The 12,644-nt window shown below is 60.9% G+C and carries 11 protein-coding genes and 1 tRNA gene; 3 read left to right on the forward strand and 9 right to left on the reverse strand.

Translation table 11 applies throughout. The features are described from left to right. Positions 1–176: 176 nt before the first annotated feature. Positions 177–650 (reverse strand): hypothetical protein, encoded by a 474-nt coding sequence (locus tag NKI29_RS16185; protein WP_352757498.1) that lies wholly within the window; start codon positions 648–650, stop codon positions 177–179. Between the two features lie 175 nt (positions 651–825). Further along, positions 826–1,359 carry a hypothetical protein gene (locus tag NKI29_RS16190; protein WP_352617480.1) on the reverse strand — a complete coding sequence of 178 codons (534 nt, stop codon included), beginning with the start codon at positions 1,357–1,359 and terminating at the stop codon, positions 826–828. Positions 1,360–1,974: 615 nt separating this feature from the next. Between NKI29_RS16190 and NKI29_RS16195 the strand changes: the two genes are divergently transcribed. Further along, a complete protein-coding gene (locus tag NKI29_RS16195; RefSeq protein ID WP_352568991.1) occupies positions 1,975–2,481 on the forward strand; it encodes an alpha/beta fold hydrolase in 507 nt (168 codons plus the stop codon). A gap of 288 nt (positions 2,482–2,769) precedes the next feature. On the opposite strand, the gene NKI29_RS16200 is transcribed toward NKI29_RS16195, so the two are convergent. Then, entirely contained in the window at positions 2,770–3,945 is a 1,176-nt protein-coding gene (locus NKI29_RS16200; protein ID WP_352691975.1) for an S-adenosylmethionine:tRNA ribosyltransferase-isomerase, read from the reverse strand. Further along, positions 3,942–4,664 carry an SDR family NAD(P)-dependent oxidoreductase gene (locus tag NKI29_RS16205; RefSeq protein WP_023679409.1) on the reverse strand — a complete coding sequence of 241 codons (723 nt, stop codon included), beginning with the start codon at positions 4,662–4,664 and terminating at the stop codon, positions 3,942–3,944. The genes NKI29_RS16200 and NKI29_RS16205 overlap by 4 nt, the downstream gene beginning before the upstream one ends. An 85-nt stretch (positions 4,665–4,749) precedes the next feature. Between NKI29_RS16205 and soxR the strand changes: the two genes are divergently transcribed. Then, positions 4,750–5,184 (forward strand): redox-sensitive transcriptional activator SoxR, encoded by a 435-nt coding sequence (soxR, locus tag NKI29_RS16210; protein WP_352450000.1) that lies wholly within the window; start codon positions 4,750–4,752, stop codon positions 5,182–5,184. Positions 5,185–6,384: 1,200 nt separating this feature from the next. On the opposite strand, the gene NKI29_RS16215 is transcribed toward soxR, so the two are convergent. Continuing rightward, complete coding sequence (locus NKI29_RS16215) at positions 6,385–7,767, reverse strand: DUF6538 domain-containing protein (RefSeq protein ID WP_352458233.1); 1,383 nt, start codon at positions 7,765–7,767, stop codon at positions 6,385–6,387. Positions 7,768–7,904: 137 nt separating this feature from the next. Beyond that, positions 7,905–7,989, reverse strand: a tRNA-Leu gene (locus NKI29_RS16220). A 175-nt stretch (positions 7,990–8,164) separates the two neighbouring features. On the opposite strand from NKI29_RS16220, the gene lipB reads away from it, so the two are divergent. Next, the gene (gene lipB, locus NKI29_RS16225) at positions 8,165–8,908 is read left to right on the forward strand and encodes a lipoyl(octanoyl) transferase LipB (RefSeq protein WP_023676608.1); all 744 of its coding nucleotides are present in this window, start codon (positions 8,165–8,167) and stop codon (positions 8,906–8,908) included. 387 nt (positions 8,909–9,295) lie between these two features. On the opposite strand, the gene NKI29_RS16230 is transcribed toward lipB, so the two are convergent. Genes NKI29_RS16230 through proS form a run of 3 tightly spaced genes read right to left on the reverse strand, consistent with a single transcriptional unit; the run spans position 9,296 to position 12,587 of the window. Next, positions 9,296–9,979: an ABC transporter ATP-binding protein gene (locus tag NKI29_RS16230; protein ID WP_023676610.1), complete on the reverse strand. Its 684-nt coding sequence runs from the start codon at positions 9,977–9,979 to the stop codon at positions 9,296–9,298. Then, entirely contained in the window at positions 9,976–11,262 is a 1,287-nt protein-coding gene (locus tag NKI29_RS16235; protein WP_352458234.1) for a lipoprotein-releasing ABC transporter permease subunit, read from the reverse strand. The genes NKI29_RS16230 and NKI29_RS16235 overlap by 4 nt, the downstream gene beginning before the upstream one ends. Continuing rightward, the gene (gene proS / locus NKI29_RS16240; protein ID WP_352570374.1) at positions 11,259–12,587 is read right to left on the reverse strand and encodes a proline--tRNA ligase; all 1,329 of its coding nucleotides are present in this window, start codon (positions 12,585–12,587) and stop codon (positions 11,259–11,261) included. Before proS ends, NKI29_RS16235 begins: the two co-directional genes overlap by 4 nt. Positions 12,588–12,644 lie beyond the last annotated feature (57 nt).

Below are 12,644 nucleotides of genomic sequence, written 5' to 3' on the forward strand. Positions count from 1 at the left end.
TGGCTCATGCTGTGCTGCTAACTACGCTCGAAAGGACGACCTTAAGAGCGCAGCTTCGCTACCGGGCCATGCTCCCGCAAGGCGGCCCTCGCCGGAGGCGTACAGCAAAACTCTCTCGTCAGTCATCGCTCAATGCCCCCACAGCGCCACCGTAATGAGCTCACCGCGCATAGCCTTCATTCACGGTTTGCTATTCGCAGCGCCCGAATCGAGGTGATTTTTTGCGCGATCTGGAATGGGTGCTCGCTCGTATTCATAGCAAGCCATTCGATCTTCTCCAGCTCGCGTTCTACTAGATGCAGATGCTCGTATCTCAGCATGCCATTCAGCAGCCCGAGTACGTCGCTGTAGCCGTACTGCTGGTTCCTTTCGAGCACCCGGTTCACGTACGAGCGCCGGAATATGTTGTCGACGAGAGCAGGCTTGAATTCATAGCGCTCGTATACCGTTTGGAGCGCGTCTTCGAGCCGGTTGAGCCGCCACAACGCGTATACGATGAGGTAAGACACGCCGTAATACTCGCGATCCCTATCGAGGCGGTCCAGCAAAAGTGACGGGAACTTCGCCAAGCGATCTTCGGGAAGCTTTGAGGCGTACTCAACGATCGCATCGCCAATCTCAGAGACGATCTTCGGCCCGCTCTCGACCACGATGTCCTGCCGCTCGGAAGCGCGGTCGGACGCCCACCAATCCTGGTAGATCGACTTTATCTTCGCGTTCCCCTTTACTGCCGAAATGGTCCCCAGCCCGCCATGCTGGCGACCGTGCCGCGCATAGCGCCCAATCTCCTCTTTCAGGAGCGACGCCAGAGCCTTCTCGTCTTGGTCAGCGATCTCTGCAATCGGAGTTGAGTTTCGTCGTCTTGACGCGTTGGCGCTCGGGCTTGTATTCGATGCCCCGTTTTCGCGTCCGATGCCCGTTGTGATCGACGAATGTGAAATCGTAGCGTTTCGTGGCCTTCAGGTGATGCTTCCTAGTGGGGACCATGAAGTGCGTGGAAATCGGGACCGTCGCCTTTGGCGGGATGACAGGTTCGCCATCGTGCGCCCTCGGCCCATCCACAATGAGATCGCCCTTGACACGTGGTCGGTCGATTTCCACCCCCACCATACGCAGAGGACGGTCGCTGTTGTTAGTCAGCCACCAATCGTTTTGCAGTTGAAGGAGGAATGTACCATCCGACTGTCTCGCCAGATGCCACCTGTTCTCTTTCGGTCGTTCGGTGATAGTCGGGCGCGACGCCCAGCTCTTCACGACGTCGGGTACGAAGGGCCTTCCTACCCGTTCAATGAACTGCACGATCGCGGCAGTAGCCGACGAAGACTTGGGAATTGCTTCGTCTTCGTTATCTTGCGACATCTGAATGTCCTACCGCCAACGCCACCACGGCACAATATACAAGACGGCGAGCATTGCGTAAGCGATTTGAAGCAGGGTCATCGAGGTCGCTCCGTTGGACGATGACCTAGCCATTTATCGAAGATTTTTTGTCATGGGTGACAAATCCTTTGTCACGCACGACAAATCTTTTTCCGAAATCCGGAAAGATCGCGCTGCGGTTCAGTGCCCTCCCATACCGAAGAACGCGATGGGGTAGCCAACGAAGGCAATGAACGCGCCCGCGGCGAGGCAGAGATAAGCGATCTGGAGAAGTGTCATAAGCGGCATCCTTTGTTGCTGCTTACTCTATAGCGCTCCGCAAACCGTGTTGCGTTTTATGGTGACACGCTCCTGTCATTCGACGGCAGGCGCAAACACAGGCGCGCAGTACGTGCGGCAACTGAACGGCGAATACGAGAAACACTACGCGCCAATTTCATTGACGCTAGACAGGCCAATACGACGCGTACGAACAAACACTAGCCGATGGCGCTAGCCGCACTAGCGAACGAACACTGCATTGTCCGCAATGACGAACTCAATGCGTCGAACGACGCTAAGCACCGCGAACTGTCATATGGTTAGCGCAGACACTTGATTGACCAATTAGGCCAATTGGCGATTGACAGTGCATTTGATAAATGCGCCGAACCAACGGCAATTAGCAATGCTAACGTTGACATCGCCCTGATGCAGCACCTTGGATTTGATCGCTTCGCAATCGCCGGGCACGATCGGGGAAGCCACACCGCCTTTCGGACTGCTATGGATCATCCCTCCGCGGTGACACATCTCATCGTGCTCGATGGCGTTCCTATCCTCGAAGCGCTTGAACGATGTGATACACGCTTTGCAACCGCGTGGTGGCATTGGTTCTTCTTCGCCCAGCAAGAGAAGCCGGAGCGCGCTATCAATGCCGATCCCGATGCTTGGCATGGTGGCTCCGCCGAACAGATGGGCCCAGAGGCCTATGCCGATTACAGCGCGGCCGTTCACGATCCGCGGGTCATTCACGGAATGATAGAAGATTATAGGGCAGGTATCACGATAGACCGTCTGCACGACGCGGAAGACCGAGAGGCGGGCCGCCGTATTGAATGATGGTTCTGTGGTCGCTGCGTGATGACCTTGAGCAGCTTTACGGCGATGTTCTCGAAGTTTGGCGACCGTGGACGGCGGCGAGACAGCAGGGGAAGGCCCTGGACTGTGGTCACCACATGGCTGAGGAAGCACCGGATGCGCTCGCGGCCGAAATCCTGCGATTCTTGGGACCCTGCTAGGCTCTGCCTGCCGTGGCACGTATCGAAGCATTGACGCCCGGCAAGCCATGTTGTCCGCTTCGCCCGCAATGCGGACCCAATGTGAGGGCTTCGGAACTTCGACTTTGGGTCAAATGCCGAATTTGGTCCGCTGTAACATAGCTCCGACTTCCTTGCGCGCCGAGCACGAAATACCACCGATCCTGCCGACATCATGGCACACCTCGAGTAAAGCCTTCGTCTCGAGCCCCTCGCCCCGATTTTGTTCGCGCGATAGAAGCGGCGGTTGGCGATTAAGCAGCATGGAATCGCCGAATTCATGCGCGCGGTAGCGGTAGGCGGCAAAGGCTGTGGAGGCCTTGGCGAGCAGAGCATCGTCGGCAAAGGCGCGCAGGAGCTCGAAATGGCTTTCGCCGGGCTGGTGGACGCCTGTGAGAATCGCATCGACCACGCGAAGCCGCGTGCCCCGCGCGATGCGCCCTGTCGCAATGCCATTTCCGGCACGCACATTGCCGCCGGGATTGGCGGCTGCCTCAAGTGCGCGCACTACGCTCGTGCCGATCGCAATGATGCGGCTGCCGCGGAGCTTCGCCCGCGCGACCTGCGCCGCGGTGCGCCCAGGGATGCGGTATGGCTCGTCGAAGGGAAGGCGCGAGTCGAGCGCGGGATCGCCGGTGGAAGAGACGCCCGCAGCATGCGTGAGGGTTGCAAAGCCAACGTCGTGCCGACGCCAGGCTTGGAGCGTGCGCCAGTCGAGCGCGAAGCCTGCCGACGGCGCCTCGAACGCGACCGGCCCGGCGGCAATCTTCGTCCAAACATCCCACAGTGCCAACGGCTCGGGAACATGCGCGTATTGGATCGGCCGGCCGTAGTGCGCCAGTCCTGCAAGCACCGCTGCGCGGTTGCCTGGGAAGTGCAACTCGAGAAGGCGTGGATGGTCGAGAAGGCGCTCGACGACGGCGTCAAGCGAGCCGAGCCGGAGGCGATCGCCTGGTGACAGCGGAGGTGGAGGCAGCCGGTCTTCCGTGCGCGTGCGGTGATCGCCCGAGCCGAAGGCAATCGCCACGAAACGGGTTGGATCGGGAAGTGACAGCCAGCCCGCCAGGCGGATCTCGATCGCCTCACCGCTTGGGACATGCGTGCCGTGCAAGCTGGCAGGCAAGGTCGCGGCGTCATTGGCGACGACCAGATCGCCGGGGTTGAACAGCGTCGCGAGTCCAACTCGCGGCAGGTCGCGCATCGTGCCGTCCGCCTCGACGACGAACAGCCTGGCGGAGCGCCGATCGGGACGATCGGCGGCAATCATCCATGTGCTCCGGCGAGAAGCGTAGAGCGGACCGGCAACGCGTCGAGCATCTTTTCGATGATCTCGGCAGCTGCCTGCTCGGGGCGCTTCAAGGTCGCCGGATCAGCATCAGGGATCGCGAGCGCGTGCAGTGGGGTGTCCATATCGCCGGGGTCAGGCGCGAGGAGCCGGATGCCGTCTGCTTTCGCCTCCTCGTCCCAAATCGCCGTCACATGGGCAAGAGCGGCCTTGCTCGCGCCGTATGCTCCCCAGCCGGGATAGGCGTTCACGGCGGCGTCGCTGGAAATGTTGATGACCAGCGCGCCGCGGCCCTCGCGTGCGGACGCGGCAAGCGCACCGAACAGGGCTTTCGTCAGCCGGAACGCGCCGACGAGATTGACCGCGAGCGCCATTTCCAGCTCCTCGCACTCGGTATCGGCAAGGAGCGCCAGAGGGACAGGGCCGAGGCTCGACGCATTGTTGATCAGGACATCGAGCCCGCCGAGGCTGGCAGTGACCTGCAACGCGATCGGGTAGATGTCCTCCTTCTTGCCGACGTCGCCGACAATACCGTGCGCGCCCGTCTCGTCGGCGATGCGTTCGACATTCGCGGCGGTGCGGGCGACGAAGGCGACGCACGCATTCATCGCGGCAAGCTGCCGCACAAGCGCCAGTCCGAGGCCGGACGTGCCGCCTGTGACCGCCACGCGAAGTCCCTGAAGTTCGACATTCGTCTGCATTGCCAGTGCTCCTTTAATCCGTATGCCTCTTGGTACAAGTTCAAGTTAACTTGAAGTCAAGCGGGAATTGTGCTTTCGTTCATGCATGGATTCCATGCTGACCATCACCGACGTGGCGCGGCGCAGCGGCGTCGCATCATCGGCCCTGCGCTTCTACGAGGAGCGCGGGCTGATCGCGTCCGAGCGGGCCGGCTCGGGACACAGACGCTACCCGCGATCCGTGCTGCGCCGGATCGCCTTCATCGTCTTCGCGCAGCGAATTGGGCTGACGCTTGAGGAGATCGGCGGCGAGCTGGCCAAGTTGCCAGCCGATCGCGTGCCGTCGCGTCGGGATTGGTCGCGGTTATCGGGCCAGTGGACCAAGCGCATCGACCAGCGCATCGCCGAGTTGCAGCGCCTGAGGTCGGGGCTTACCGAGTGCATCGGTTGCGGCTGCCTGTCGATCGACCGGTGTAGCCTTGCGAACCCTGCCGATATGGCAGGACGCAAGGGGCCGGGGCCGAGGTATTGGCTGGGGTGAGTTGGCAGCCAAGTGCGAGACGCTGCGGACCGGTAACGTTCAGCGGCGGTATCGTTTGTCAGTGACTTTCTCCATCCACTCGACGGCGTCGCCATCAATTGCTTGCGCCGTCCTGCCAGACGGTTCGTTCCTTCTAAAGATGCGGCTGCATTTCAGCGGGCCAAGCAAAATAAGGAATACGTCGAACTGCTCCGGGTGCGGCAGTCATCGACCTCTTCAGCCCCGCCCGAAACGCTGAGCGTTGGAGCCGTTGCGCGTTGCCACAGGCTGATCGGATTGATCCGGCAGTTGGCGATACCTTTCTTGCGGCAACGAAGGACGAAAACGGTGTCTAGGCCATCGGTAATGGTAGCCTGCTCAAAATTTCGCCAATCGTTGGCTGATCGCCCGCACAGTACTGCATTCGGACAGCATGACCCAAGACTTTACATTAAGTATTCGAATTTGTTCGCTTTCGGCGCAGTTGGTCCCGCCCATCATTGAACCGACACGAATCTCATAACCGATTTCCTGCCAAGCGATCGCCGTGTGAAGCTTGTCAAACTCACCCCAAAGGTGCCGCAATATCGAGGAATGCTAATGATAAGGTAATCATAAGCGACCTCCCGAGATACTCGCGCTCCCACGCACTGATCCGGATCAGCTGATTGCCTCTCCTCAGGTAATTATAGCCCACCAAATCCGGCATTGCCTGCGTCCTCCGATCGGTTTGGTCGGATCGGATGAGGCATTCCGGCCCGCCGACAGCCTGTGGATCGATTCGGTCTCGTGTCCGGTTCAAGGGCATCGACCCGTCTGAGTCCGCTCAGCAATTCATGTGGCCGGATGTGGCTAGCTGCATCTGACAGTGCAGAGTTGCCGCAAGCGTGTTTTCCGATTTCTACGTCGAAGTATCGCCGCTGCACGATGCGAGAGGCAAACCGCTTTTCTCACCTGCGCCTGCTGCCATTATCTCGTCTGTGTCATCGCCGAACAGGAAACAGACGGGACAGACAATGACCTGTGTTCTGCCACAGGTAAGCACTGTTCCTGAGCCCGTGACCTTAGACAGAATTGACCGCGCTCTGGATACGCTCGCCCTAGCTATCCACAAGGCTGGCAACAAAGGACGAGCGTATCTCCCGATTTACGAGCGTCTTGAACGGGAGAAGAAGAAATTGATTGCAGAGATGGGCGCAATGCTGCGCGTCCAGGAACGGCTCAAACGATCTCGGGATCGAAAGGCAAAGCAATTTTTTTGAGTTCGTCTCGTCGCCATTGCAACGATCCGCCCGTACCATACTCTACACGCTCTATCGTATGGCCCATCAAGATTTTGCGAAGCTCGCTGTCGATACCTGCCTCCTTCATACGATCCTCGAAACTGTGCCGGAGGGAATAAATCTTGTGCTTCGGTGTCGGGAAAAGTTTGTGTGTTTTAAAGAATTTATTGAGGTTTGCAGAAAGCGCCTCTTCACGATTGCGGTAGCGCGGAAAGCCCTGCGGATTTTTCTTAAAAACTTCCAGCGCGACGCCTACCAGCGGTACATCTCGCACTGACCATTCGGTCTTGATCTCGCGCGGATCATCGGCGTCCTCTCGTGGGGTAATGCGAACATACGGAACCGGCGTGTCAAGGAAGATCACGGTCTCATCAAGATTGCATATCTCGCTTGGGCGTGTGCCTGTCTCGATCAGCGCCAGAACGCAGCGACGCGCTTGAGCATCCAGGGATGCTAAAGCGCCCGGCCTCATGATCTGATCGGTTATCCATTTGGGTTCGAATGACGGCCGTTTACGACGGCGCTTGCCACGCTCCGAAAAGCGGAGGTCATCGAATGGGGTGCCTTTTTGTTCCTCGCCCAAATGAGCGAAATAACGCCTGTAGAGATCCCGCATGTTGCCGAGGTCTCGATTGCCGGCAGACGCCGAATGTGTCGCGGCTCCGATGTCTGGCGGCGGCGCGATGCGCTTGAGCCAGAACCGGTAGAAGGTCAGTCCGTCTTCACGCGTGACGTCGCCGATCGGCTTGTCACCAACCAGGGCAACGAAATTGTTTACGGCTCTCTGCTTTACCTTCTTCCACATTCGGCGCTGCGACTGGCTCTTACCCGCGACTTCATGGGCCATGATCTCATCGGCGTAGAGATCAAAAGCTTTGGAGACTTTGACCGGCGGCACCTGCACCCCGCCGAGGAGAGCGTCGGCGACCGCGGGGGCCGCTTGAACGCGCTCCAGCGCCTCGACACGCTTTAAAATTGAATCGACATTCTGAAAGCCTGCCACCTGTCCATTTGAAAGGTAGGAAACGCCCATGGCTTCAGCCCGGCGAACGGCGTCGCGATACTGATCGAGTGCTGACCTTGTCTCGCCGCCGCAAAGAAGCACCGCCCACAGGGTCTTGTCCGCGTCTTCGAGCTTGTCGCGCATGGCACGTGCGAGGCGGCGTTCGTCCGTTCCCAGGGACTTGCGAATGAACCTGCCGCGATCGTCGATGCCGACCATCTTGGCGGGCATTCGCCGATGATAATAGAAAATTCCGTCGCGCTGGACGAGGTAGCGATCCGGGTCTCTGGCGGGCTCTGCGACGGCCTCTTTTCGCATGGGCCAAACTCGCGATGTATCTCAGTTTGTATCCCAAATTGTATCGCATTTCGGCAAGAACGCCAAGCGCCCTCATCAACGGGTGCTCTGCCGGACTGGAGTTTCAATGGCTTAGAGGGCCAAGTTCACGAATTTGATGGTGCGGTCGAGAAGACTCGAACTTCCACGGGTTGCCCCACAGCGACCTCAACGCTGCGCGTCTACCAATTCCGCCACGACCGCACGTGGTAGGAGCCGGAACCAACCGGCCCGCGGCGTGTAGCAAATCGTTTCCGGTGAAACAAGTGCGCGGCCAGCAATAATCGGCCGGACATCGGCATAACTCTTCAAGGGCCGAACGTGCCGGAACTGGACGTTTGTACCGATTGCCGCCATATGAGTGGCGAGACGAGATATCATGACAGAACGCAGCCAGATCGCCACGTCGTTCCTGCCCTTGCCCGGCTCGGCGCCGGTCGAATGGCGCATCGAGCCCGGGCTCACCGCCTATCCCGATGCGCTCGCCGTGATGGAGGCGCGCGCCGAGGCAATCCGCAGCGGCGCCGCCGGCGAGATGGTCTGGCTGGTCGAGCACCCGCCGCTCTACACCGCCGGCACCAGCGCCCGCATCGAGGACCTGATCGAGCCGGACCGTTTCCCGGTCTTTGCCGCCGGGCGTGGCGGCGAATACACCTATCATGGGCCGGGCCAGCGAGTCGCCTACGTCATGCTCGACCTGAAGCGGCGGCGCGAGGATGTCCGCGCCTTCGTCGCCGCACTCGAACAATGGATCATCGGCTCGCTGGCCGCCTTCAACGTACGCGGCGAACGCCGCGAGGACCGCGTCGGCGTCTGGGTGGTTCGGCCGGACCGCCCCGCTTTGCCCGACGGCTCGGCGGCCGAGGACAAGATCGCCGCCATCGGCATCAGGCTGAGGCGCTGGGTGAGCTTTCACGGCATCGCCATCAATGTCGAGCCGGACCTTAGCCATTTCAGCGGCATCGTGCCGTGCGGCGTCCAGCATCACGGCGTCACCAGCCTTGTCGACCTCGGCCTTCCCGTGACCATGGCCGACCTCGACCTGGCGCTGAAATCCGCTTTCGAGGACGTGTTCGGGCCCGCCGCGGTGTCGCCTGTCGAAGTGTCCCGCAAGGCCGGCTGAAACACTCGCCCAATGCCTGCGCCAATATGCGAAGGCGGCCCTCGCTCATCAGCATCGAGCCCGCCCTTGAGCTCAATCCTCACATCGCGCCGATCCAGATTGCCATGGAAATGAGGAACGTGCTCATGCACACCAGCGAGACGACATCCTGAACAAGATCGGTCATAACTCTCTCCTGTTGTTAGTATGTTCGTATTTTGTTCTAATTTTGTTCGAATGTCAACGATCGCAGTCCGGGCGTCACCCGAATTGCGCTCGGTCATTTCGACAGGGTTAAGAAAGGGTTGAGAAGGAGATGCCGAGCGTTTCGGGGCCGACAGGCGCGCGAAAGCGGCGGGACGGCGCACGGCAGCTCGCGGGCCGTCATCGCCTCAATTGCAGCGCACCCTAAAGCGGCACAACCTTGCCGTCGGACAGCGTCACGCGGCGGTCCATGCGCGAGGCGAGCTCGTGATTGTGGGTGGCGATGAGCGCCGCCAGGCCCGATTGCCGGACCAGTGCTGCCAGCGCCTCGAACACATAGGAAGCGGTCACCGGGTCGAGATTGCCGGTCGGCTCGTCGGCCAAAAGCACCAGCGGCGCATTGGCGACGGCACGCGCAATGGCGACCCGCTGCTGCTCGCCGCCGGAGAGCTCGGAGGGGCGATGCTGTGCCCGCTTGCCGATCTGCATATAGTCGAGCAATTGCGCCGCCCGCTCGGCCGCCTCCTTGCGCGGCAGCCCTTTTATCAGCTGCGGCATCATGATGTTTTCCAGCGCAGAAAACTCAGGCAACAAATGATGGAACTGGTAGACGAAGCCGACATCGTTGCGGCGGATCGCCGTGCGCTCGTCGTCGGAAAGCCGGCCGCAGGCGCGCCCCGCCAGGATCACGTCGCCGGCGTCCGGTCGCTCCAGCAGCCCGGCCGTGTGGAGCAGCGTCGACTTGCCGGTGCCCGACGGCGCCACAAGCGCCACCATCTCGCCACGCTTCAGCGAAAAATCGGCGCCGTTCAGGATGGTCAGCTTGCGCGGCCCCTGTACATAATGGCGTTCGACGCTCTTCAGCTCGATAATGGCCTCGGCCATCATTCGTACCTCAGCGCTTCGACCGGATCGAGCCTGGCAGCGCGCCACGCCGGAAACAGTGTCGCCAGGAACGACAGCGCCAAAGCCATGAGAACGACCGAGATCGTCTCGCTGGCATCCATGCGCGCCGGCAGCTGGCTCAGGAAATAAAGCTCGGGATTGAACAGCCGCTCGTTGGCCAGCCAGGAGAAGAACTGGCGGATGCGCTCGACGTTGAGGCAGATCACGATGCCGAGCAGCACGCCGGCGATGGTGCCGACAACGCCGATCGCAGCCCCGGTCATCAGGAAGATGCGCAGGATCGCGCCGCGCGTGGCGCCCATGGTGCGCAGGATGGCGATGTCGTGGCCCTTGTCCTTCACCAGCATGATCAGGCCCGAAATGATGTTGAGCGCCGCCACCAGCACGATCAGCGTCAGGATCATGAACATGACGTTGCGCTCGACCTGCAGCGCGTCGAAAAACGTCTTGTTACGCTCCCGCCAATCGACGAGGGTGATCGGCCGTTGCGCCGCCTCTTCGACCTTCGGCTTCAGCGCGTCGATATTGTCGGGATTGTCGGCGTAGATCTCGATCGTCTGCGCCCTGCCGTCCATGTTGAAATAAAGCTGCGCTTCCGAAAACGGCATGTAGACGATGGAGCTGTCATATTCCGACATGCCGACCTCGAAGATCGCGGTTATCGGATAGCCTTTCATGCGCGGCGTCGTGCCGAGCGGCGTGACGTCGCCCTCGGGCGAGATCAGCGTGATGGTATCGCCGAGCACAAGGCCGAGATTCTCGGCCATGCGGCTGCCGATGGCGACTCCCTCGCCGGTGTCGAAGCCGACGATCGAGCCCGCCTTGATGTTGTTGGCGACGATCGTGATCTTGCCGAGATCCTCGCCGCGTATACCGCGCACCAGCGCGCCGGTGCCGCCGCCGACATTGCCTTGCGCCAGCACCTGCCCGTCGATCAGCGGAATGGCATATTTGACGCCGGGCACGCCGTTGATGCGGCCGGCGACCTGGTCATAGTCCTCCAGCGGCATGTCGAGCGGCTGCACGATCAGGTGCCCGTTGACGCCAAGGATGCGCGTCAGCAGTTCGGCGCGAAAGCCGTTCATGACCGCCATGACGACGATCAGCGTGGCAACGCCCAGCATGATGCCGAGGAAGGAGATCGAGGCGATCACCGAGATCACCGTCTCCTTGCGGCGCGAGCGCAGATAGCGCCACGCCACCATGCGCTCGAAGCCGGAAAAGGGTCCTGCCGCCGAAGGTTTGGCTGCTGCCGCTTCACTCATACGGCGGCACCGAAACGCTTTTTCACGTCGCCGATCGGCAGCGTCTCGCGCTCGCCGGTCCTGCGGTTCTTGATTTCGACCTCGCCGGCGGCGACACCACGCGGCCCGACGATCACCTGCCACGGGAGCCCGATCAGGTCGGCGGTGGCGAACTTGCCGCCCGGCCGCTGGTCGGTGTCGTCGTAGAGCACCTCCTTGCCGGCGGCGGCAAAGGCGGCATTCAGCTCGCGGCAGACGCGGTCGCATTCGGCATCGCCAGCCTTCATGTTGATCAGGCCGACATCGAACGGTGCCACCGCCTCCGGCCAGATGATGCCGTTATCGTCATGGCTGGCCTCGATGATCGCCGCGACCAGCCTGGACGGGCCGATGCCGTAGGAACCGCCAGAAACGAAATGATCCTTGCCGTCCGGCCCGGTCACCTTGGCGCCCATCGGCTTGGAATATTTGTCGCCGAAATGGAAGATATGCCCAACCTCGATGCCGCGCGCCGAGACCCTGTCGCCTTCGGAGAGCTTTTCCCATGCCGCCTCGTCATGCATTTCGTCGGTGGCGGCATAGGGCGTCGTCCACGTCTTGACGATGCCGCCGATCTCGGCGTCGTTCGAAAAATCGGTATCCGCCCCCGGCACCTCAAGCGAGAGATAGTCGCGATGGCAAAACACCTGGCTCTCGCCGGTGTCGGCCAGGATGATGAACTCATGGCTGAGGTCGCCGCCGATCGGCCCGGTGTCGGCGCGCATCGGAATGGCCTGCAGCCCCAGGCGCGTAAACGTCCTGAGATAGGACACGAACATGCGGTTATAAGCGGCCTTGGCGCCTTCATAATCGAGGTCGAAGGAATAGGCGTCCTTCATCAGGAACTCGCGCGAACGCATGACGCCGAAGCGCGGGCGCACCTCGTCGCGAAACTTCCACTGGATATGATAGAGGTTGAGCGGCAGGTCCTTGTAGGACTTGACATAGGAGCGGAATATCTCGGTGACCATCTCCTCGTTGGTCGGCCCGTAGAGCATATCGCGGTCTTGCCGGTCCTTGATGCGCAGCATCTCCTTGCCGTAGTCTTCATAGCGGCCGCTTTCGCGCCACAGCTCGGCCGATTGGATGGTCGGCATCAGGATTTCGAGTGCGCCGGCGCGATTCTGCTCCTCGCGAATGATCCGGCAGACCTTGTCCAGCACCCGCTTGCCGAGCGGCAGCCAGGAAAAGCTGCCCTGCCCCTGCTGGCGGATCATGCCGGCGCGCAGCATCAGCCGATGCGAGACGATCTCGGCCTCGCGCGGATTTTCTTTGAGAATGGGCAGGAAATAGCGCGACAAACGCATGGACTGGTCCGTGAGAGAGGATGGCGGCGCCGGAATCGGCGCAGCGCAGGCTTGCTT

The sequence above is a fragment of the Mesorhizobium sp. M0678 genome (assembly GCF_040320505.1).
Lineage (GTDB): Bacteria > Pseudomonadota > Alphaproteobacteria > Rhizobiales > Rhizobiaceae > Mesorhizobium.

What these genes read in the sequence shown, in the direction of transcription:
- NKI29_RS16215 (WP_352458233.1), bottom strand. Translation starts at nt 7,767, where the DNA reads ATGCGAAAAGAGGCCGTCGCAGAGCCCGCCAGAGACCCGGATCGCTAC.
- proS (WP_352570374.1), bottom strand. Translation starts at nt 12,587, where the DNA reads ATGCGTTTGTCGCGCTATTTCCTGCCCATTCTCAAAGAAAATCCGCGC.
- NKI29_RS16235 (WP_352458234.1), bottom strand. Translation starts at nt 11,262, where the DNA reads ATGAGTGAAGCGGCAGCAGCCAAACCTTCGGCGGCAGGACCCTTTTCC.
- NKI29_RS16205 (WP_023679409.1), bottom strand. Translation starts at nt 4,664, where the DNA reads ATGCAGACGAATGTCGAACTTCAGGGACTTCGCGTGGCGGTCACAGGC.
- soxR (WP_352450000.1), top strand. Translation starts at nt 4,750, where the DNA reads ATGGATTCCATGCTGACCATCACCGACGTGGCGCGGCGCAGCGGCGTC.
- NKI29_RS16190 (WP_352617480.1), bottom strand. Translation starts at nt 1,359, where the DNA reads ATGTCGCAAGATAACGAAGACGAAGCAATTCCCAAGTCTTCGTCGGCT.
- NKI29_RS16200 (WP_352691975.1), bottom strand. Translation starts at nt 3,945, where the DNA reads ATGATTGCCGCCGATCGTCCCGATCGGCGCTCCGCCAGGCTGTTCGTC.
- lipB (WP_023676608.1), top strand. Translation starts at nt 8,165, where the DNA reads ATGACAGAACGCAGCCAGATCGCCACGTCGTTCCTGCCCTTGCCCGGC.
- NKI29_RS16230 (WP_023676610.1), bottom strand. Translation starts at nt 9,979, where the DNA reads ATGATGGCCGAGGCCATTATCGAGCTGAAGAGCGTCGAACGCCATTAT.